18 protein-coding genes are annotated in these 20,459 nt (G+C 39.8%); all 18 read right to left on the minus strand.

Going from position 1 to position 20,459, the window contains the following annotated elements; genetic code table 11:
* Positions 1-10: 10 nt before the first annotated feature.
* The 18 genes from ACYX4O_RS15240 to ACYX4O_RS15325 all read right to left on the minus strand — a co-directional run bounded on the left by ACYX4O_RS15240 (position 11) and on the right by ACYX4O_RS15325 (position 20,454).
* Positions 11-1,450: a replication initiation and membrane attachment family protein gene (locus ACYX4O_RS15240; protein WP_476351902.1), complete on the minus strand. Its 1,440-nt coding sequence runs from the start codon at positions 1,448-1,450 to the stop codon at positions 11-13.
* Between the two features lie 150 nt (positions 1,451-1,600).
* On the minus strand, positions 1,601-2,065 hold the full coding sequence (nrdR, locus tag ACYX4O_RS15245) for a transcriptional regulator NrdR (RefSeq protein WP_476351904.1): 465 nt from the start codon (positions 2,063-2,065) through the stop codon (positions 1,601-1,603).
* Between the two features lie 22 nt (positions 2,066-2,087).
* Positions 2,088-2,489 carry a cytosolic protein gene (locus ACYX4O_RS15250; RefSeq protein WP_476351906.1) on the minus strand — a complete coding sequence of 134 codons (402 nt, stop codon included), beginning with the start codon at positions 2,487-2,489 and terminating at the stop codon, positions 2,088-2,090.
* A 274-nt stretch (positions 2,490-2,763) separates the two neighbouring features.
* Complete coding sequence (speD, locus tag ACYX4O_RS15255; protein WP_036784461.1) at positions 2,764-3,141, minus strand: adenosylmethionine decarboxylase; 378 nt, start codon at positions 3,139-3,141, stop codon at positions 2,764-2,766.
* A 269-nt stretch (positions 3,142-3,410) separates the two neighbouring features.
* Positions 3,411-4,442: a glyceraldehyde-3-phosphate dehydrogenase gene (locus ACYX4O_RS15260; protein ID WP_476351908.1), complete on the minus strand. Its 1,032-nt coding sequence runs from the start codon at positions 4,440-4,442 to the stop codon at positions 3,411-3,413.
* 829 nt (positions 4,443-5,271) lie between these two features.
* Entirely contained in the window at positions 5,272-5,874 is a 603-nt protein-coding gene (coaE, locus tag ACYX4O_RS15265) for a dephospho-CoA kinase (RefSeq protein ID WP_476351910.1), read from the minus strand.
* 13 nt (positions 5,875-5,887) lie between these two features.
* Positions 5,888-6,595 carry a sporulation membrane protein YtaF gene (ytaF, locus tag ACYX4O_RS15270; protein ID WP_476357154.1) on the minus strand — a complete coding sequence of 236 codons (708 nt, stop codon included), beginning with the start codon at positions 6,593-6,595 and terminating at the stop codon, positions 5,888-5,890.
* A gap of 9 nt (positions 6,596-6,604) precedes the next feature.
* Positions 6,605-7,432: a DNA-formamidopyrimidine glycosylase gene (gene mutM / locus ACYX4O_RS15275; RefSeq protein ID WP_476351911.1), complete on the minus strand. Its 828-nt coding sequence runs from the start codon at positions 7,430-7,432 to the stop codon at positions 6,605-6,607.
* 14 nt (positions 7,433-7,446) lie between these two features.
* Positions 7,447-10,083, minus strand: a complete 2,637-nt coding sequence (gene polA / locus ACYX4O_RS15280; RefSeq protein WP_476351913.1) for a DNA polymerase I — start codon at positions 10,081-10,083, stop codon at positions 7,447-7,449.
* Positions 10,084-10,188: 105 nt separating this feature from the next.
* A complete protein-coding gene (gene hflC, locus ACYX4O_RS15285) occupies positions 10,189-11,121 on the minus strand; it encodes a protease modulator HflC (protein ID WP_476351915.1) in 933 nt (310 codons plus the stop codon).
* Positions 11,114-12,067, minus strand: a complete 954-nt coding sequence (gene hflK / locus ACYX4O_RS15290) for an FtsH protease activity modulator HflK (RefSeq protein WP_476351917.1) — start codon at positions 12,065-12,067, stop codon at positions 11,114-11,116. The genes hflC and hflK overlap by 8 nt, the downstream gene beginning before the upstream one ends.
* A 215-nt stretch (positions 12,068-12,282) precedes the next feature.
* Complete coding sequence (gene pnpS / locus ACYX4O_RS15295; RefSeq protein ID WP_476351919.1) at positions 12,283-14,034, minus strand: two-component system histidine kinase PnpS; 1,752 nt, start codon at positions 14,032-14,034, stop codon at positions 12,283-12,285.
* Positions 14,027-14,734, minus strand: coding sequence for a response regulator transcription factor (locus ACYX4O_RS15300; protein WP_476351921.1), 708 nt, complete (start codon positions 14,732-14,734; stop codon positions 14,027-14,029). The genes pnpS and ACYX4O_RS15300 overlap by 8 nt, the downstream gene beginning before the upstream one ends.
* Positions 14,735-15,579: 845 nt before the next feature.
* Positions 15,580-16,065 carry a MaoC/PaaZ C-terminal domain-containing protein gene (locus ACYX4O_RS15305; protein ID WP_476357156.1) on the minus strand — a complete coding sequence of 162 codons (486 nt, stop codon included), beginning with the start codon at positions 16,063-16,065 and terminating at the stop codon, positions 15,580-15,582.
* A gap of 78 nt (positions 16,066-16,143) precedes the next feature.
* Positions 16,144-17,082 carry a malate dehydrogenase gene (gene mdh, locus ACYX4O_RS15310; RefSeq protein WP_476351923.1) on the minus strand — a complete coding sequence of 313 codons (939 nt, stop codon included), beginning with the start codon at positions 17,080-17,082 and terminating at the stop codon, positions 16,144-16,146.
* Between the two features lie 24 nt (positions 17,083-17,106).
* Positions 17,107-18,378: an NADP-dependent isocitrate dehydrogenase gene (icd, locus tag ACYX4O_RS15315; protein WP_476351925.1), complete on the minus strand. Its 1,272-nt coding sequence runs from the start codon at positions 18,376-18,378 to the stop codon at positions 17,107-17,109.
* 142 nt (positions 18,379-18,520) lie between these two features.
* Positions 18,521-19,636, minus strand: coding sequence for a citrate synthase (gene citZ / locus ACYX4O_RS15320; RefSeq protein WP_476351927.1), 1,116 nt, complete (start codon positions 19,634-19,636; stop codon positions 18,521-18,523).
* 344 nt (positions 19,637-19,980) lie between these two features.
* The gene (locus tag ACYX4O_RS15325; RefSeq protein ID WP_476351929.1) at positions 19,981-20,454 is read right to left on the minus strand and encodes a DUF441 domain-containing protein; all 474 of its coding nucleotides are present in this window, start codon (positions 20,452-20,454) and stop codon (positions 19,981-19,983) included.
* Between the last annotated feature and the right edge of the window lie 5 nt (positions 20,455-20,459).

A 20,459-nucleotide genomic window follows, 5' to 3' on the forward strand; every position in this document is an offset into this window, starting at 1 on the left:
TTCGAAAGCGTTAATCATCCATGTTCTTTAAAGCTTCTGCTAACTCTTGCTTTTCACGTTCAATATCCGAGGCAGATTTCCCATCTTTGCGTTTTGGAGCCTGATCATATTCACTCGACTGACCTTTTTGATCTTTTTGATCTTTTTGACCTTTTTGATCTTTAAACCAATCAGGAAGGACGTCTTGCTTTTGATTTTTATTATAAGAACGGTTCCCTCCGCTTTTACGGTTATTTGCCCATTGCTGATATTTTTTATTTTCTGTTTTAGCAACTCGCATTGCATGGCGAACGGTTTTTACCTGAAGTCTTGTCCAATGCCCTGCGATCGTTTCCATGTAATTCTTTGATAATTTCATATCTGTTTTTAGTAATACATAATAAATTAACACATTCATCACACCAGGTGTTAATCCTTGTTGAGTCATAATATCACGAATCATTCGTAAATCCTTCTCAGGAGGTTCCGCTCCACCCGAAAGATCTAACAACAAATCTCTAGGTGATATATGTTCTAAGCGTTTAATCAGAGCTTCTTCTTTGTTGTCCGGCTGCTCTTTTGACGTCTCTTGGTCATTAGAGACAGATAATGAATCACGTTGATGAGTGACTTGAAGGTTTTCACTTTGTCCACCTTTGCTTTGGTAAAGGTCGTGACAAGCCTCTTTTAACTCAGTAAGGTCTAATTGGTTTTCATCGTTAAGAGCCCACAAGAGCGCTTTTTCAACATCATTAGTAGTTAAATTATATAACAAAGAAAGCTGCGATAGCACCTTTTGGTTCCGATTGGAAAGAATACTCTGCACGGGCAACATTCTCTGGTCAAGTGATTGCTTTATATAAGAAAAGTCAATTCTATTCTCTTGTATGTTGGCACCTTGACTCTCGACTAATTCTTGGTCTTGCTCTTTAAAATGAGTGGGTGGTGGTTCAGTGGTTACTCCCCCCATTGAAAATACGTGTTCAAAGGAAGACGTGACTTCTTCACCTTTTCGTGATGAAGGTGAACCACCTGAAAACGTACGTTGTAATCGTTCGTACTTTTGTTGACCAAGATGATGATATAGTAACAAGGATAGCATCTCGTCCGCAAAGAATTCACTCGGAGTAAACGGACGAAGTAGTACATACGTATAAACCGTCTGGTCCTCTGATTGATCAACAAAAGTTCGAAGAAGCCCTATGGCTTCTAATCGTTTCCTAGCTTCGTAAATATGATTTAAAGGGAGATTAAGATAACTCATTAATAGGTGGTGTGTATTTACACCTCCTACTTCCTCTTGCAGATCATACTGTGATAATAGCGTTTGGTATAAGCTAATGGATTCATTCCCGATTAGAGGTTGATATAAATGAGTCAGGGACGTTGTGAAATCCATGGGCATGCTTCGAGCGACTGATAACCGAAACCCATCTACCGGTAATAGCTTCCCAATTGATGTATGGTTCATGAAACTCCCTCCTTCCTCATATTCTTGGTGTATTGGCACTATTCTATTACGAAGGAAATAGATAAACCTGATTCTTTTTCAGTCATTTTCTTCTAAGTATACATTGATCTTACTTCTAAAAAAAGAAAAGAGCCACCCGGCCCTATTCTATTACCCCTCTGGATCTTGTTTAATCAAATCTTTTAATTCATCAAGGAAGACATTTATATCCTTGAACTGCCTATAAACTGAGGCAAAGCGAACATACGCAACTTCATCAATATGAGCAAGTCTGTCCATTACCATTTCTCCAATTTCCTTGCTATTCACTTCAGAAACCCCACGATTTCTTAATTCCCGTTCAATTTCCATGGCAATCGTCTCTAGTTCATCAACGGCAACTGGGCGTTTCTCACATGCTCGAATTAGACCTCTCATCAACTTCTCTCGACTAAATTCTTCACGAGTTCCCTCTTTTTTGACAACAATCAAAGGAACTTCTTCGATCCTTTCAAAAGTTGTAAAACGAAAATGGCACTCTTCACATTCCCGCCTGCGTCGAATCGATTTACCCTCTTCGACCGGACGCGAATCCAACACCCTAGTGCTCTTAAAATTACAATTAGGACATTTCACAGATAAATCAACTCCACACTTTCTACATTTTATGAGCCATAGCCGTTTCCAAAAACGGAAGGAGTTCCTTCATTTCTTCATGTTGCTTTTGGATTAACTTATGACTATGCCCGAAATCAAACGGTAAGGCAGATTCGGTGGTAACAGAATAGTCAATCGCAGTTCTATACGGTTGAACCATTACGATACTAACGACGATAAATGCTTTCTTTCCTTTCACCGTTTGCAAGCTCATCTCTCCATGTTCGATAGAAGATGAGACTAATTTATATTTACTTGAATTTTTATAATAATCCTCTAACTGAGTAAATGCTTTATCTTTTGTTGTTTTAAAATAATGAGTTCGAAGAGCTTCATTCCAGTGCTCTTCACTTGTTTCGGCATGATTCGTGAAATATGTTGAAAACCATTGTTTAATATTCATATGCGTCCACCTCTAATCTATTATATCAAAAATTCGAAAAGGTTAAATACACACTTCTGTCAAGAATTTCACTTTTTCTATATTCATACCTAAATAATTCTGTTTAAAGGCGATCTGCCATCGTTTCTTCACCTATTAAGAAATCTGAAATATTTTTCAGAAACGGTTTTATACTACTTATGTAACTGGGCATGAACGGCCCCTTATGAACTTTTTAAAGCTCCATAAAAAAGAAAGTACTCTACATAGGAGTACTTTCTTTCGAACATTTATATTAGAGTACGTTGAATTTCTTTACTTCGACAGGTCCCATACCTCTTGGAACTTCAACTGTTTCTTGTGTTTTAGCTTCTAGTGATTGTGCAATATATTGGGCTGCTACATTAGGATCAATCCGATCCCCGCACGTGTATACATCAATACTTGCATAGCCATGTTCTGGAAAACTGTGAATGGTTAAGTGAGATTCAGAAATGATAACGACGCCACTTACGCCGTGTGGTGCAAATTTGTGAAAAGCAACTTCTCGAACTTCCGCACCTGCTTTTAAAGCAGCATCTACGAAAATTTGTTCAATCATTGTCATATCGTTCAGCTTTTCTGTATTACAATCCCAAAGTTCTGCAATTACATGTCTACCCATTGTGTCCATCGGTAGTCCCCCTTTAAAACCAAAAAAGTTTACTTCTAAACGTCAAGCTTATGCACTACCACGGGGGCAAGTTAGTCCTAAGAGGTCCTAACCCTTTAAGCAGTCATAGGTTCGTCGGTATTTCAGAAGTTCAAAAGTTAGTATATAGTGTTTCCCTATATTTTGCAATAAGTTTTTTATCACATACAAAGGGACGTGGTTGTTTAAGCTTTGTTAGTAGTATAAAACATCAAAGGGGGATTATCCAATTATTTTATCTCTCCAAACTTTCAAGAAACACGGGCTTCTTCACGTGCAGATAAGTGAGTCCCTACAAATTTCACAAGATCAAGCACGCGCTTGGAATAGCCCCACTCATTGTCGTACCAAGCCAACACTTTTACTTTGCGGTCATCCATCACGATTGTAGAAAGACCGTCAATAATAGAGGAGTATTCAGATGTCGTGTAATCAACAGATACGAGCGGTTCATCAGAGTAATGAAGAATTCCTTTCAAATCATTCTTAGAAGAATGAAGGAAGGCTTGATTGATTTGATCTGCAGATACGTTACGCTTGACGTCCACCACCAAGTCTACGAGTGAAACGTTTGGTGTGGGTACTCTCAACGCCATACCATGCATTTTACCGTTTAAATGAGGGATGACTTCACCTAACGCCTTAGCAGCACCTGTTGAGGTTGGAATAATAGATTGTGTACAACCCCTCGCACGTCTCAAATCTTTATGTGGATTATCTAAGTTTTGTTGGTCGTTCGTAAACGCATGTACCGTTGTCATTAATCCGTTCTCAATACCAAACTGTTCATCTAGTACTTTTACTACCGGGGCTAAGCAATTGGTCGTACAAGAAGCATTAGAGATAACATCATGCTCTTCATCATTGTAAACGCTCTCATTTACGCCCATAACAATAGTTGCATCTACTTCTTTCCCGGGAGCTGTAATGACGACTTTCTTAGCGCCCGCTTCGATATGCTGCCCTGCTGTTTCTTTAGTTTTAAACTTCCCTGTAGCTTCAATCACAATATCAACTTCATGTTCTTTCCAAGGAAGTTGTTTAGGATCTCTTGAAGCAAACAAATGAACCTTTTTCCCATCTATTTCAATTCCATCTTCAAGCGCTTTCACTTCTCCTTGAAAATGACCATGAACACTATCATACTTGATTAAATGAGCTAGCGTTTCAGGAGGGTAGCTGGCATTGATTGCAACAACCTCTACCTGCTTATCTAAAATCGCTTGGCGAAACACCATTCGACCAATTCGACCAAAACCATTAATAGCAACGCGTGACTTCATTCTGCATACCCCTCTCATTTATGATACACTTTATTGATATTTCGCATGATTAGTATAACACAATAAAGGAATCCTAGGGAGTAGATTGTGGGTTTTTTCCAAACTTTATTGTAATATATGCATCGATTCTTCATTCAATGAAAGCTAATGTGCTGTTTATAGATTACTAGGTAGCTTGAAAACTCGAAGCTAGAGGATGTTTCCGTTCGCTTTAGTTGAGTGTAAGGTGGGCCTGGAAACCACTCGCTTTCCTGTGGGGAGCTGGTGAGCCTCCTCACCCGGCACGCCGGCTTCCGGGGTCTCACCTAGAATTTAAAATGCAGGCGTGGTGATCAGGACCGTACGGATAAGGCAGCTTTTTGGAAAAGGCGATTAGCCTTTGTAAAAAAGATGACTTATCACGCTAGGTCCTCCACGCAGTAACTAGATAGGCTCTTCTGCCCACGGGAGTCTCGCAGTTTCCAGGCCCACCTTTGCCATATTAGGGGAACGAAAACATGCCATATAGGGGGAGATCAGATCTCATGATGTTAAATTGCGGGGCCGTTCAACTATTTAAAGCCAGGGCTTGCTCGGGGACTGCGAGACTCCCGCGGGAAAAGGAGCCTAGGGGAGACCCCACAGTGAGCGAAAGCGAACGAGGAGGCTCCCAGCTCCCCGCAGGAAAGCGAGTTGTCCCCGAGCAAGCCCACCCACTCATCAAACGTAACGGCCCACTCCCGCTAAAATATCTCATCTTCGGGTCTTCCACATAAGCGGGCCATTGTGGAATACCAAGTTACTCCAATAAAAATAAGGCTGCTCTTGTGGTAAGAGCAGCCTCTTTCTATTACGGGAGTATTTCCCACTTCCGAAGTATAGCATCGAGTTGATCATAGGTTTCTTTCTTGGATCCGTTGTTATCGATTACTTCATCAGCCATTCTGGACTTTTCTGTAATTGAAATCTGAGAGCGAATGCGACTAAGTGCTTCTTCTTTTGTGCTTCCATCGCGTTCCATTAAGCGCTTAAGTTGCACCTCTTCGTCTACGGCAACAACGAGCGTTTTATCTACGTAATCCGTTAACTGACTCTCAAACAATAATGGGATATCTAATACAACCGCCTTGTCCCCTTGCATTAAATATTGATCGCGTTTTCGAACCATCTCTGAACGCACAGCAGGGTGTACAATCTCATTAAGCTGCTTTCTTTTCTCATCATTATTAAAGACAATTTCTCCAAGTGCTTTTCGATCTAGTGTGTGATCTTCTCTTAAAATCCCTTCACCAAAAACGCTTACGATTTGTTGATAAGCATCACGGCCTGGCTTCACGACCTCGCGAGATAATTTATCCGCATCCACTACAGGAATCCCATAATCATCAAACATTAATGAGACAGTACTTTTCCCTGTTGCGATGCTACCTGTTAATCCTATAACGACACCCATTAAAAGCCTCCTACTACGTAAATTTCAACATTCCTATAACGATTAATAAGAGTCCTGGCAAAAATGTTAACCGTTGAATCCACTTAAAGTAAGATAACCAGTAACCGCTTTTTAATCCAATCCAAAGAAAGAAACTACTCATGAACGCAATAAGTAAAGCTGTTGTAAGTGGAGAGAAACCAAACATGGCTGCGCCAATTCCGGCACCAAAAGCATCAAGAGAAAGGGCTATCCCTAATAGAAATGCTTCAACACCATTAATGGAACCCGACTGATCTATATCAGCGCTCATCGGTTTTCGTAAAATTTGAATGACGATCCCAAGAGACCTAATCTCCATATTAAATAGATAAGAAGAGGGATCTTTTGTTTCTGAAGGTTGATCCGTTCTAAAGAACTGATAAAGCACCCAAATTCCAATAGCGATCAATATACCCCCTCCAAACATTTCGGTAATGTGAGGAGAGAGAAAATGGGCAATCCATTTACCAATCATCATAGACAGAAAGAATGAAACAGCTGAAACCATTGCAATAACTCCAATGGCCCGTAGAGAAAGCCCCATCTTCCTAAGTCCATAAGTAAATCCAACCGTAAAACTATCTAAACTAACTGCAAAAGCAAGTAGGATGAGGGTAGTGAATGGTGCCATAGCCGGTAAGCTCCTTCTCTCATATTTACGCATAGTATATGAAAGGAGCCTACCCGCTGTTACTGTCAGACAATGGGTTTACTCAGGCTGACAGTGGATGCAGAAATGAGTTCCTCTTCCACCGACTTTTGTTTTCGAAATCACATTTCCACACCGTTCACAAGCTTCGTCTTGTCGCCCATAAACTTTAAGACGCTGTTGAAACATCCCAATTTGCCCTTGTGTATTCACATAAGAGCGAATGGTTGTACCTCCCTGTTCCACTGCTTCTTGAAGCGTGGAAACAATTTCACCATGTAGACGAACGGCATCTGTCCTCGTAACATCCTTGCCCTTTCTCTCAGGGTGGATTAAAGAACGATGTAAAGCTTCATCTACATATATATTCCCAAGACCTGTTACAATCATTTGATCTAATAGGGCGGTTTTTACATGCCGAGACGTTTTCTTCAGCTTGTTGTATAAGTGATCTGGAGTGAATAATGGATCAAAGGGTTCAGGTCCAAGCTGGTCTAAAGGTGCCCCTTTGAATTCTTCTCCAATTGGATAGATGTGCATGGTTCCAAACTTCCTTACATCTTGATATCGAAGTTCAGTTCCATCTGTAAAACGAAAAATAACATGTGTATGTTTTGCGATCTCATCGCCACTTGGAAATACTCCATACTTTCCTTCCATCCTTAAATGAGAAATCATCACATGTGTATCCAAATAAAACAACAAAAATTTCCCGCGACGTTTTAACTCATGGATGGTTTGCCCTTTTAAAAGCATTTTAAATTCTTCTGGATCTTTCGGGCGCTGGAGGATATTCCCCCAAAACACATCTGTCTCTTTTATCGTTTTCTCAGTTACAAGATGCTGTAATGTTTTCTTGATTGTTTCGACCTCTGGTAACTCAGGCAACACGTTTCACCCCTTTATTTAGCATCATACCAAGTTGATCCTTTGGCAGAATCAACCAGAAGTGGCACATCTAGATTTACGGTATTTTGCATCACCTCTGCAACAATTCCTTCTAGCTTCTCTAGCTCTTCCCAAGGAGCCTCCAGTATCAATTCATCATGAACTTGCAGAAGAACCGTAGCTTCTAAATTTTCTTCGGCTAAGCGATGATGTAAATCAATCATTGCTTTCTTAATAATATCAGCTGCTGAACCTTGAATTGGCGTATTCATCGCTGTTCGTTCGGCAAAGCTTCTACTATTGAAATTACGACTCGTAATATCAGGTAAATAGCGTCTACGGTTCATAAGCGTTGAAACGTACCCTTTTTGTTTTGCCTCCTGTACAACTTCATCCATGTATTCCTTCACACCAGGATAACTATCTAAATAACGCTCAATGAATTGTTTTGCTTCTTTCCGACTAATTCCAAGACTTTGGGACAATCCATATTCACTAATCCCATATACAATTCCGAAGTTAACCGCCTTGGCTTGTCTTCTCATTTGATCGGTTACTTCATTTTTTTCCACATGGAAAACATCCATAGCTGTTTGTGTGTGAATGTCTTCATTCTCATTGAAGGCTTTGATTAGTTTTTCATCTCCAGCAATGTGAGCCAATACACGCAGTTCAATTTGAGAGTAGTCTGCCGCAAAAATATACCATCCTTCTCTCGATGGGATAAACGCTTGTCTGATCTTTCTTCCCTCTTCAAGACGGATCGGAATATTTTGCAAGTTAGGTTCTGTTGAACTTAAGCGACCTGTTTGAGTTAGAGCTTGATTAAAGCGCGTATGAATCATGTCATCTTCATGAACGACCTTTAATAGTCCTTCAATGTAAGTAGAATTTAACTTACCTAATTGACGGTACAATAATAGCTTAGGAATAATCTCATGTTGATCACTCAGTTGCTCTAGCACATCAGCTGAAGTAGAGTAGCCCGTTTTTGTTTTTTTAATTACAGGAAGTTCTAATTTCTCAAACAGTATGGGCCCAAGTTGCTTAGGAGAATTTAAATTGAAGGGTTGACCAGCCAGTTCGTGAATTTCAGATTCAAGCTGAGTAAGTCGTTCCTCAAGCTCTGTGCCCATTTCTTTCAGACGGGCCACATCAACTTTAACTCCGGTATGTTCCATTTCGCCTAGTATTAATGCAAGTGGCATCTCTAGCTCATTATACAATTCCCATTGCTGATTCTCCCTTAATTGTTCTTCCATCTCTGGCTTCAACTCAAATAACATGTTCGCTTTCCGGCCTACATGGCTAGCTAAATCATTGATCCCTTCTGGCACTTTCATCTTTGAGCCTTTGCCATACACTTCTTCATCAAACGCAATACCTTTATATCCCATGCGGTGACTTATTGATGGTATGTCATGATGATTTTCACTTGGGTTTGTTAAATAAGATGCAAGCAACATGTCAAAATCAATTCCAGTAATATCTATACCATGACGCTTAAGAGCTACATATGTTTTCTTCGCATCAAAAACGCCCTTTTTATTTTGATGATCTTCAGCCCAATCTCTAAATACATTCGAGCCTAATGCTACATCTTTAGGTATAAAATAAGTTCCTTTATCATGAACTAAGCCGATTCCTTCAATATTAGCTGTATGATAATTATCGCCTAACATTTCTACGACGAGAGCTGATGAGGCATTCACATGGTCTTCCTTAACCTCATCAAGAACCTCGACCTTTAATTCCGGAAGAGCCTCTTGTACTTGTTCAGACTCCTCTTCACCTCCGATGCGGCTAATCAGAGATTGGAACCCAAGGTCACGGAAAAACGCGCTCACTTGCGGATACTCATACCCTTTATAAACCACGTCTTCAAGGCCAATTTCTACAGGCGTTTCAACGTTAATGGTAACTAATTGTTGACTCATGAAGGCATTGTCTTTATTTGTTTCAAGCTTTTCTTTTAACTTCTTCCCGCTAACATCTTCGATTCCTTCATAGACGTTCGACAATGTCTCAAACTGCTTCAGTAATTTTACAGCGGTTTTTTCACCGACACCTGGAACCCCTGGGATATTATCTGAACTATCTCCCATCAAGGCTTTTAAGTCTATGATCTGATCAGCACGAACTTCCATTTTCTCTTCTAAGAAAGAAGGAGTATAGGTTTCTACATTTGTAATGCCTTTTTTCGTTAATGCGACTGAGACCTGATCTGAAACTAACTGAAGTAAATCTCGGTCACCGCTAATGACTTTAACTTCAAAGTTCTCCTGCTCGCCTTTTCTGGCAAAAGTTCCGATAATGTCGTCCGCTTCATATTGAGTAAGCTCATAATGTTTAATCTGGAAGTTATCTAACAACTCTCTTAAAAGGGAGAACTGCTCTGAAAGCTCGGGAGGCGTCTTTTGGCGACCTCCTTTGTATTCTTCATATGTCTTATGACGAAAGGTCGTTTTCCCTGCATCAAATGCCACAAGCATATGAGATGGGTTCTCTTCTTCTAAGATCTTCAATAACATCGTAGTAAATCCGTATACGGCGTTTGTATGTACACCTTTATCATTATTTAATAACGGCAGAGCAAAAAAAGCTCGGTACGCTATACTGTTCCCATCAATAAGAACCAGTTTATTTGTCATGTTTTCCACTCCTTCGTTCATTAGCATACCTTTTCCATGAGAAAAGGCGACTTGTTTCCTTTATTCTATCATGTTCCATAATAGAAGGAAAAAGTCGCCTTTTTATTAATCAAAATAACCAGTTAAACTTCGTGCATACGGAGAATCTTGCGGAAGAATGATCGTTGTTTCTCCATCAATCGTTTTCTTATAGGATTCTAATGTACGATACAATTGATAAAAGGATTCGTCCTTTGAAAATGATTCGTTGTATACTTTAGCTGCTTCTTGTTCTCCTTCAGCTCTAATCTGGGCCGCTTCAGCTTCAGCTTTTGAGAGCATTTCTGTTACTTCTCTATCTGTTTGAGCAATAATACGATTTTTCGCAGCTTCCCCTTTAGATAAATATTCCTGAGCTTTTGACTCTCGTTCTGATATCATGTTACGAAACACCGTTTTTTCGTTCTCATCTGGTAAATCCGTTCTCTTAATACGTACATCATCTACCCGAATACCGAACTCGTCGCGTGCTAGCAGTTGGTTTACTCTTTCAGTAATCCGTTTGTGTAAATCTCCTCTAGATGACTGCTCATCGTTTATTATTTCTTCATAGTTCATCTGACCAAGCTCTGTACGGATGACTGAAAAGATAAATTCCCCCATCCGGGCTTCAGCCCCAATCATCGTTCTTGCATTGTTAATCATTTTATCTGGGTCAACGATATGCCAGATCGCATAGTTGTCAATAATCATTCGCTTTTTATCAAGCGTGTTGATCTCCTTTTCATTAACATCATAAACCATCTTCTTTTTTGGAAGGGTACTGGCACTTTGAATAAGTGGAACTTTAAATTTCAGACCTGGCTCTTTCTCAATTCTTACAATCTCACCGAATTGACGAACAACTTTATACTCCCCTTCTTTAACAATCATCACACTACTTATAAATCCAACTAGCAACAAGACTAGTATCAGTAAGCTTAGACCTATTTTAATCATACGCTTTATATAGTTAGAGTTTGTTTCGTTCCCTGTCTCTATTACGTTCTCATCACTCATCGTCGTTCGAACCCCCTTGTGTCGGAGCAGGCTGTGGTGCTTGTTGTTGTCCGATTGGTAAGTACTTAAGCGTATTTCCATCATCATTCATGATATAAATATTAGCCTTTGGCAGAACATCTTCTAACGTTTCAATAACTAATCGCTCTCTCGTAATATTTGGAGATTTACTAAAAGCTTCATATAAAGCATTGAACTTTGCTACATCCCCTTTGGCTTGTTCAATTCGAGCTACTTTATCCCCTTCTGCACGAGTAATAATCGCATCTTTTTCACCTAGAGCTTCTTCGTATTTTTCATTTCTATATTTCTCTGCTTCATTCCGTTTCGTATTACTAGTTTCGCGAGCGTCCGTTACTTTTGTGAAAGCTGTCCGCACATCTGCATCCGGAAGGTCTACTTCCTGAAGCTTCACATCACTGACGGATATCCCAATATTATAATTTTCAACTAATCCTATTAGCATTTCACGCACTTCATTTTCTATTTCTGCTTTACCTGATGTTAACGCTTCATCAATTTCTGAAGTTCCAATTACACTTCTTAAGGATGCAGAAGTGGCGTTATTTAACGCTAGTTCAGGGTCTTGAGATTGGTACAAATATTTGGCTGGGTCTACAATCTTCCACTGAACTACTAGATCAGCGAGAACAATGTTTTCATCCCCTGTAATCATTTGCACTTGTTTTTTATTGCTTTTATCATCTTGTGAGTATCCAAAGTTCAAGCTAAACGTTTCTTTTGAAAGCTTCTCTACTTCTTGGACTGGCCAAGGCATTTTAAAATGCAGCCCAGGCTCTGTTATACTCTCGTCAGCGTTACCAAACGTAAGGATAACTGCTTGTTCTGATTCGTCGACTGTATACCAACTTGTAATCCCGACTACAACTAGAATGATTGCCGCTACCCCTATAGCAACCCATGTATAGATTTGTTTAAGAGTCACTCGTATCTCTCCCCCTATTTCATTTTCTTTACTATCTATTTACGACTAAGCAGTTCAAAAGTTTCAAATAAATGGATTTTAAAGGGTGAGAGAGAAAAAAAGGTATAAAAAAAGACGGAGGCGGGTTGACCTCCGTCAAGTAAGAAAACACCTTGGATGAAAGGGTTTCATAGAGAACTATATCAAGGAATTATTTGCATTTAATTAACTTAATGTTAACGTTTCGTAAATTTTTTAGGCAGTGTAATATGAAAGGCTGTTCCTTTTTGGTATTCACTTTCTACTTCAATGTTTCCATCATGTGCTTCTACGATGTGTTTGACAATAGCTAAACCAAGACCTGTTCCACCTGAGTTGCGGCTCCGCGCTTTGTCAACGCGATAGAAGCGTTCAAATATTCGAGGGACATCTTCTTTTGGAATGCCAATCCCACTATCCGTAACAGAGATCATAAAGGAGTCCTTTTGATTCTTTAAATCGAGCTTTATAGTGCCACCATTTGGGGTGTAATTGATAGCGTTAGTTATTAAATTAATTACTACTTGCTTTAATCGTGCAGAATCTCCATCAATATACCCTTCAGTATCAATAGTTTGCTCAAGCTCAATACCTTTTTGATTGGCCTGTTGCTCAACAATTGGAATAATATCTTTTACTAAAGATGGAACCGAAATATGTTCGATATTTAAAGTAAACTCTTCCTTCTCTAACTTGGATAGCTCTAAAAGATCATGGATTAACGATTGAAGTCTCTCACTTTCATTTAGAATGATTGTGATAAACTGTTCGCGTAACCCTTCATCTGACATCGCCCCATCTAGAAGTGTTTCCGAGAATCCTCTAATTGAGGTAATTGGTGTTTTCAATTCATGAGAAACATTTGCCACAAAATCTTTACGCATTTGCTCTAAGTTTTTTAACTCTGTAATATCATGAAAAACAAGGACTACACCTTTCCACTGATTAGACTCATTAAAAATTGGTGCTCCTAACACCTCAAGGAATCTTCTTTCAATTTGAAGGGGTAAGATAAACGAATGTCTCACTTTGTCTTCTGTCATAAACACTTCTTTTACAGATTTATGAATCTCAACCTCATCTACCGCCTCATAATACACATGACCTAAGTATTGCTGTTCCTGACCTCCAAAATGTTCTAAAAAGGCTCGGTTTACGAGATTTACGTATCCTTTCTCGTCAATTAACATTAGGCCATTCCCCATGTTATTAATAACTGCTTCTAATCGATCCTTTTGCATCTCTTGATGCATGGTCATCTCTTGAAGGTTACGCGCTAACACATTGATAGAAGAGGTTAATATAGCAGCCTCTCCGTAATTCCCTTCATAGGTTCTAGCCCTGTAATTGCCCCTAGCTAATTCATCGGCTACATTTGAAGCCGAACGTATTGGTTTAATATACTTCTCAAATATATTACGGCCAAGGGTTGCCATGATAAGGATACCAACGAACAAGGTTATTCCTATAAGGACCCATATGTTGCTCGTTATGTGAGTTAACGAATCAATACGAAGGACAAGGACAAGTTGTCCACTCAAAGAACTGTTATCCGCCTCAAAGGGGTAAAAGAACATATGATCCTTTAAAAAACCTTTATGCGTAGTACTGAAACCTGCTTGATGAGTGTTCATATAAGAATTTACAGTTTCCGCTTCCCCTGGGGTTAATTGAAGGACCTGCTGGGTGGTATTTAACAGTGTTTGCTTTTCTGATAGATAGATTAATCCAATATCCAGCTGCTTGCTAAGGTCTTCAAGAGTACTTAAATCGGAAGCATCTTCAACAAATTCTGATAAGTATACGGCTTCGTTTTCAACTCGTTCTTCTATTACATCCACGAAGAAATTTTTTGTTAATTGGGCCAAGACCAAGCCAAGACCTAGCATTAGAAGAATGGCTAGTATGGAATAGGTCAAAAATGGCCTTGAACCATAATTGTTACGCATCTTTAGAAGGGTCCTCCATCTTATAACCAAGACCTCTTATTGTTTTAATATATACCGGTTTTTTCGTATCAGGTTCTATCTTCTCCCTTAAGTGGCTGATATGAACATCAACAATACGTGTATCACCAACAAAATCATAGTTCCAAACGGCGCTAAGTAGTTGATCACGGGAAAGGACACGACCTTTATTTTTGGCCAAATATAGTAAAAGCTCAAATTCCTTTGGCGTCAGAATAAGAGATTCACCCTTAACTGTTGCCTCATATTGCTCTTGAAACACTTTCAAATCAGCAATTTGAATAAGGTCTCCTTCAAGATCGTTAGACTCTCGAATAGTGGATCGTCTTAATATTGCTTTAATTCGTGCTACAACTTCTCTAGGACTAAAAGGCTTTGTTAAATAGTCATCAGCCCCTAATTCTAGACCAAGTACTTTATCAAACTCATCATCTTTAGCGGTTAACATAAGAATCGGCGTGTGTACTTGTTTCTGTCTGAGTTGCTTACAAACTTCCATTCCATCCATTTCAGGAAGCATGACATCTAGAACAATAAGGTCAAAGAACTGTTCATTAGCTTTTTCCAGTGCATCTGCACCAGTATAAGCTACTTCTGTTTCAAATCCAGATTGTTCAATGTTGTATTTTAATAATGTTACAATAGATTCTTCATCATCCACAATTAATATATTTTGAGCCATCTCGTATCCACCTCTGCTTCTTTTTCTATCTTCATCATACAATGAACGGCAGTTTTAATAAAAGAATATTTGTAAGGTTCAGGGCTTTCTTTACAAGAACTTAACAATTACTTTACCCTACTACCTTTAAATTTACATCTTTTCTACCGAATCGTCATTGTTATCCATTTATGCTTACGCTATTTTATTCCATATAAGCATATGGAACGCTACAAGCTGAGACACTTTAGTGTAGATATGGCCGTTACGTTTGTTGAGTGCTCGGGGTGTCTGGGGAACGACTCGCTTTCCGCGGGCGGCCCCACACGATGTGGGGTCGTTCGACGTTGTCACAGGACGTGACGGTTTTAGTCGAGCTTCCTCTTTCTTTTTAGAGCCTCCTCGGGAAACCCACCCTGCGGGGTCTCGTCGACCTCTTTCTCCCGCAGGAGTCTCCCCGTTCCCCAGACACCCCATACCAGAAGTTGTAGAACGGCCCCACATCTTAAGGGTAAGATAAGCGAGGTTTTCACATATGGCATGGTTCCGTTACATCATATACAGGAGAGGTGGTCCGGGAAATTACGAGACTCCTGCGGCAGTATGAGCCTCATTAGTGAAGGAAGAAAGTTCGACTAAGACCTTCACGTCAATCGCCAACGTCGAACGCCCCTGGTCGTGTGGGGCCGCGGAAAGCGAGTGATTTCCCGAACCACCTCACGCTCTAACAACGCTAACGGAACTCGGTCGTCTTCAAAAACCCGCCCTATTCTGGAACCTCCTATCAATAGACTAACCACATTAAGATTTAACGGAGCGAACTAAAAAGCCCCTTCTTGTTAGGAAGGGGCTTGTTGAGAAGAGGATTAATAGAAATTTTCTAGTGAGCGAGCTGTCATGGATTCTGGTTCATACGCTGGTGTGACTTGAACCGTTCCAGTTATGACTTCTTCTCCTGCTTCATTTACTCCATTTACAGACAGGCTTATCTGATGTTGAGCATTGTTTACTTCTAAAACCTTGATTGTAAGAGTAACTTCTGAATAGTGGTATAAAGGCGTTGGGTATTGGAGCACTTGCTCTGTAATATGACTTCCTGGCCCAGGTAAGTGAGAGGAAACAAGGGAAGACACCATACCATATAGCATAACTGATGGAACTAGAGGACGCTTATAAGGAGTCTGTGAAGCATAATCATGTTGAATGTACAAAGGATTGGCATCATTTGTTAAACCCAAGTAAAGTAGAATATCTTTATCTTCAATCGACATCGTTTTTGAATAGTCTTCTCCTACCGCTACATCTCCTATTTTTTTACCTAGCTTTCTTCGTTTATCAAGCAATATTTCCACCTCCAAAATGTAAGCGTTTTCTTATGTGTTTATAGAAAAGCTGCCCTTTTATGAGGACAGCTTCTCGTGATGGTACTTTTATTGTACTACTTCCATGACTTTTTTAACAGAGTCAGCAGATTGGTCTAACTGAGCTTTTTCATCATCTGTTAAGTCAAGTTCAATAATTTCTTCAATTCCATTACCACCAAGGATTGTCGGCACACCAAGATAGATATCTTTGTATCCGTACTCTCCTTCAAGGTAGGCAATAGCAGGTAATACACGGCGCTGGTCTTTTAAAATAGCTTCTGCCATTTCTGTCAGGGAAGCTGCAGGTGCATAATAAGCACTTCCATTCCCTAATAGCCCAACGATTTCTCCGCCACCTTTGCGGGTACGTTCCACAATTTCTTCAAGACGGTCTGACGAAATTAACTTCTCTAAGGGGATACCACCTGCATAGGAATAGCGGATAAGTGGAACCATATCATCTCCGTGTCCGCCGAGCACAAAGCCTGTAATATCTTTTACTGATAAATTTAGCTCTTGTGCAATGAATGTACGGAAACGCGCTGTATCTAAAACACCACTTTGTCCAATAACACGGTGTTTAGGGAAGCCGGACTCTTTAAAGACAGAATACGTCATGGCATCGACTGGGTTTGTTAACACAAGAATGGTCGTTTCAGGAGAATGATGTACAATTTCTTTCGTTACACTTTTCATGATTTTTGAATTAGTAGCTACTAAATCATCACGACTCATTCCTGGTTTACGAGCAATTCCAGCGGTGATAATAACAAGATCTGAACCAGCAGTATCTTCATAATTAGAAGTCCCTTTAATATCAGAATCAAAACCTTGTACAGGGCTAGCCTCTAGCATATCCAACGCTTTTCCTTGAGTTGGCTTTTCCATATCAGGCACATCTACAAGCACTACGTCTGCCAGCTCTTTCTGTGCGATCATAAGGGCTGTTGTTGCTCCAGTGAAGCCAGCACCAATAACGGATACTTTTCTTCTTTGAATGGCCATATTAATCCCCTTCCAATACTAAGATTAGTCCATGTTTTTGATAAGTGCATCACCGAATTCAGAACACTTCACTTCAGTAGCACCATCCATCATACGAGCAAAGTCGTATGTGACTGTTTTGTTACCAATTGTTTTATCCATTGAATTTGTAATTAAGTCTGCCGCTTCTCTCCACTCAAGGTGTTCAAGCATAAGTACACCAGAAAGGATAACAGAAGATGGATTAACTTTATCCATGCCCGCATACTTTGGAGCCGTTCCGTGTGTAGCTTCAAAGATTGCATGTCCAGTTTCAAAGTTAATGTTTGCACCTGGAGCAATTCCAATTCCCCCAACTTGTGCAGCAAGCGCATCAGAAACGTAATCACCATTAAGATTCATTGTTGCTACCACATCAAACTCTTTTGGACGAGTTAAAATTTGTTGTAAGAAGATATCAGCAATCGCATCTTTTACAATGATTTTGCCTTCAGCTTCAGCGGCATCCTGTGCCTTGTTAGCAGCTTCTTTGCCTTCTTTCTCAACAATCTCGTCATATTGTCTCCAAGTGAAGACTTTATCGCCAAATTCTTGTTCAGCGACTTCATAACCCCATGCTTTAAATGCGCCTTCTGTAAACTTCATTATATTCCCTTTGTGAACAAGCGTTACATTACGACGACCTTCGCGAAGAGCATACTCAATCGCAGAGCGTACTAGACGCTTAGTTCCTTCTTCAGAAACTGGTTTAACGCCAATTCCAGACGTTTCAGGGAAACGAATATTATGTACGCCCATTTCATTCTGTAGAAAATCAATTACTTTTTTCGCTTCAGGCGTTCCTTTTTGCCACTCAATACCTGCATAAATGTCTTCCGTGTTTTCACGGAAAATAGCCATATCCGTATCTTGTGGACGCTTAACAGGTGATGGTACACCTTCAAACCAACGTACAGGACGAAGACAAGTAAACAAGTCTAATTCCTGACGAAGAGCAACGTTTAAGGAACGGATTCCCCCACCAATTGGTGTTGTTAGAGGACCCTTGATCGCTATTTTGTAATCACGGATTGTATCAAGCGTTTCTTTAGGAAGCCACTCGCCAGTTTTGTCGTAAGCTTTTTGACCTGCGTAAACTTCTTTCCATTCGATTGATTTGCTGTCTCCGTATGCTTTTTGAACAGCCGCTTCAATTACCTTACTCGCAGCAGCCCAAATATCTGGCCCGATTCCATCACCTTCAATGTATGGAATGATTGCATGGTTTGGTACGTTCATTTCGCCATTTTCTACTGTAATTTTTTCAGCTTGTGTCACTGATAACCCCTCCTAAATCTTTGCAAATATTCTCACTATAATCATATCACAGGAATTCTATAATCAAAGAGTAAAAAATCCAAAAGGGTAGACTTAAATGAGGATAACCTCTCTAAGCCGCCCCTTATGCTAGTTTCATAGATTAGCGATTTTCAATTGCTGTATACGTTTGACCCGTTGGACCTGTATAATCAGCACGCGGACGAATCAGGCGATTGTCTTCATACTGCTCTAAAATGTGTGCCAACCAACCTGACGCACGACTCACGGCAAATAAAGGCGTAAATAGGTCATGATCAATTCCAAGGCTATGATAAACAGATGCTGAATAGAAATCTACATTTGCCGGAAGCCCTTTGTGCTCTTTAATATAATCTTCGATTTTTACAGACATGTTATACCACTTAGAATTACCTGTAAGTTCAGTAAGTTCACGTGACATTTCTTTTAGGTGTTTCGCACGTGGATCACCATTCTCATATACTCGGTGCCCCATACCCATAATCTTTTCTTTATTTTCAAGCTTCTCTTTAATAGCATCGATTGCACGATCTTCATCGCCAATCTCTGTTAACATTTTCATCACTCGTTCATTCGCCCCACCGTGTAATGGGCCTTTTAAAGCACCAATCGCTGCTGTAATTCCGCTATAAATATCAGAAAGTGTTGCTACACATACACGAGCTGTGAAAGTAGAAGCGTTTAACTCATGGTCAGCATGAAGGACAAGTGCTTTGTTGATCGCTTCAATTTCTAAATCTTTTGGCTCTTCACCATTTAGCATATACAAGAAGTTAGCTGCAAAACTTAAGCCTTCTTTAGGCTGCACAGGCTCTTGTCCTCTTCTGATCCGAGCAAAAGCGGTTACGACTGCCGGCATTTTAGCCTGTATGCGGATCGCTTTACGCTTATTCGCGTTCTCTTCCATCACATCTGATTCTTCATCATTTAAACCTAAAATTGAAACAGCTGTGCGCAATGCTGCCATAGGATGAACCGATTTCAGGTCATATGATTTCAAATGGTCGATTACGGATTGAGGAATCGCCATCTCTCTATTTAACTCACCCTTTAAATAATCTAGCTCACTCTTAGTCGGTAACTGCTTATTCCAAAGAAGATAAATAACCTCTTCGAAACTAGAGTTCTGAGCTAAATCATCAATGTTATACCCCACATAGGTAAGCTTGTCATCAATAATTGAACTAATAGAGGATTCCGTTGCAATAATCCCTTCTAAACCTTTAGTAGCTGCCATTGATACTCTCTCCTTTTTCCCTAATTTTTCCCCGTATACGTTCTCTATGTAAACCCGAGAAAACGCTTAACATATTTATTAAAAAATTTTCAGGATATCATCCCCATAAACAATTATAAACAAATATCAGATTTTTGTGAAATGAAACCGTTTAATTTTCTGAAAAAATCTATAACGGATATGGTAATAATTCCTCCAGATCAGGTGGTTAAAACGTCTATTTTCCTTATATTTCTACTTTTTTATTCTCCAGAAACAAAAAATCCTAACAAAGCATTGCACATTCATTCTACTTAAAAAAGGAAGTTCTTGGTGCACAAGAACTTCCTGAACGATACCGTTTATTAGAATAATTTAACAATGCTATCAACTAACCTCATGGCCATATACGCTATACCGGCACCAATAAGTGGCCCCACAGCCACTCCATTGAAGAAAACGACAGCTAGAATCGTTCCGATAATTAACGCAGTAGTTAATTGCGGGTCACTAGCTAGCAAACTTAAACCATCACGGGCTATAAAAGCCACAAACATACCTGCCCCTAAACAGATCCATGCGTAATAGGACTTTACGCTCCCAGCAAGCTCTTTAAAGCCGATTTCTCCTGTAGCGATAGGGATTAAAACAGAAATGGTAATAATCGTAACGCCGATGCTCATTCCTTTTGATTCAAAGAACGGAAAGACCTTCTCATCTAACTTAAACAGCTTCAATCCAGCTAATACATACACGGCAATCATTATAGATTGATTTTTTCCAATGAGTCCTAATAAGAATAATATAAGTAAGAAAATAGTAGACTGTGATATAACCATTTGTT

Source organism: Pontibacillus sp. ABV4_188, from assembly GCF_056311905.1.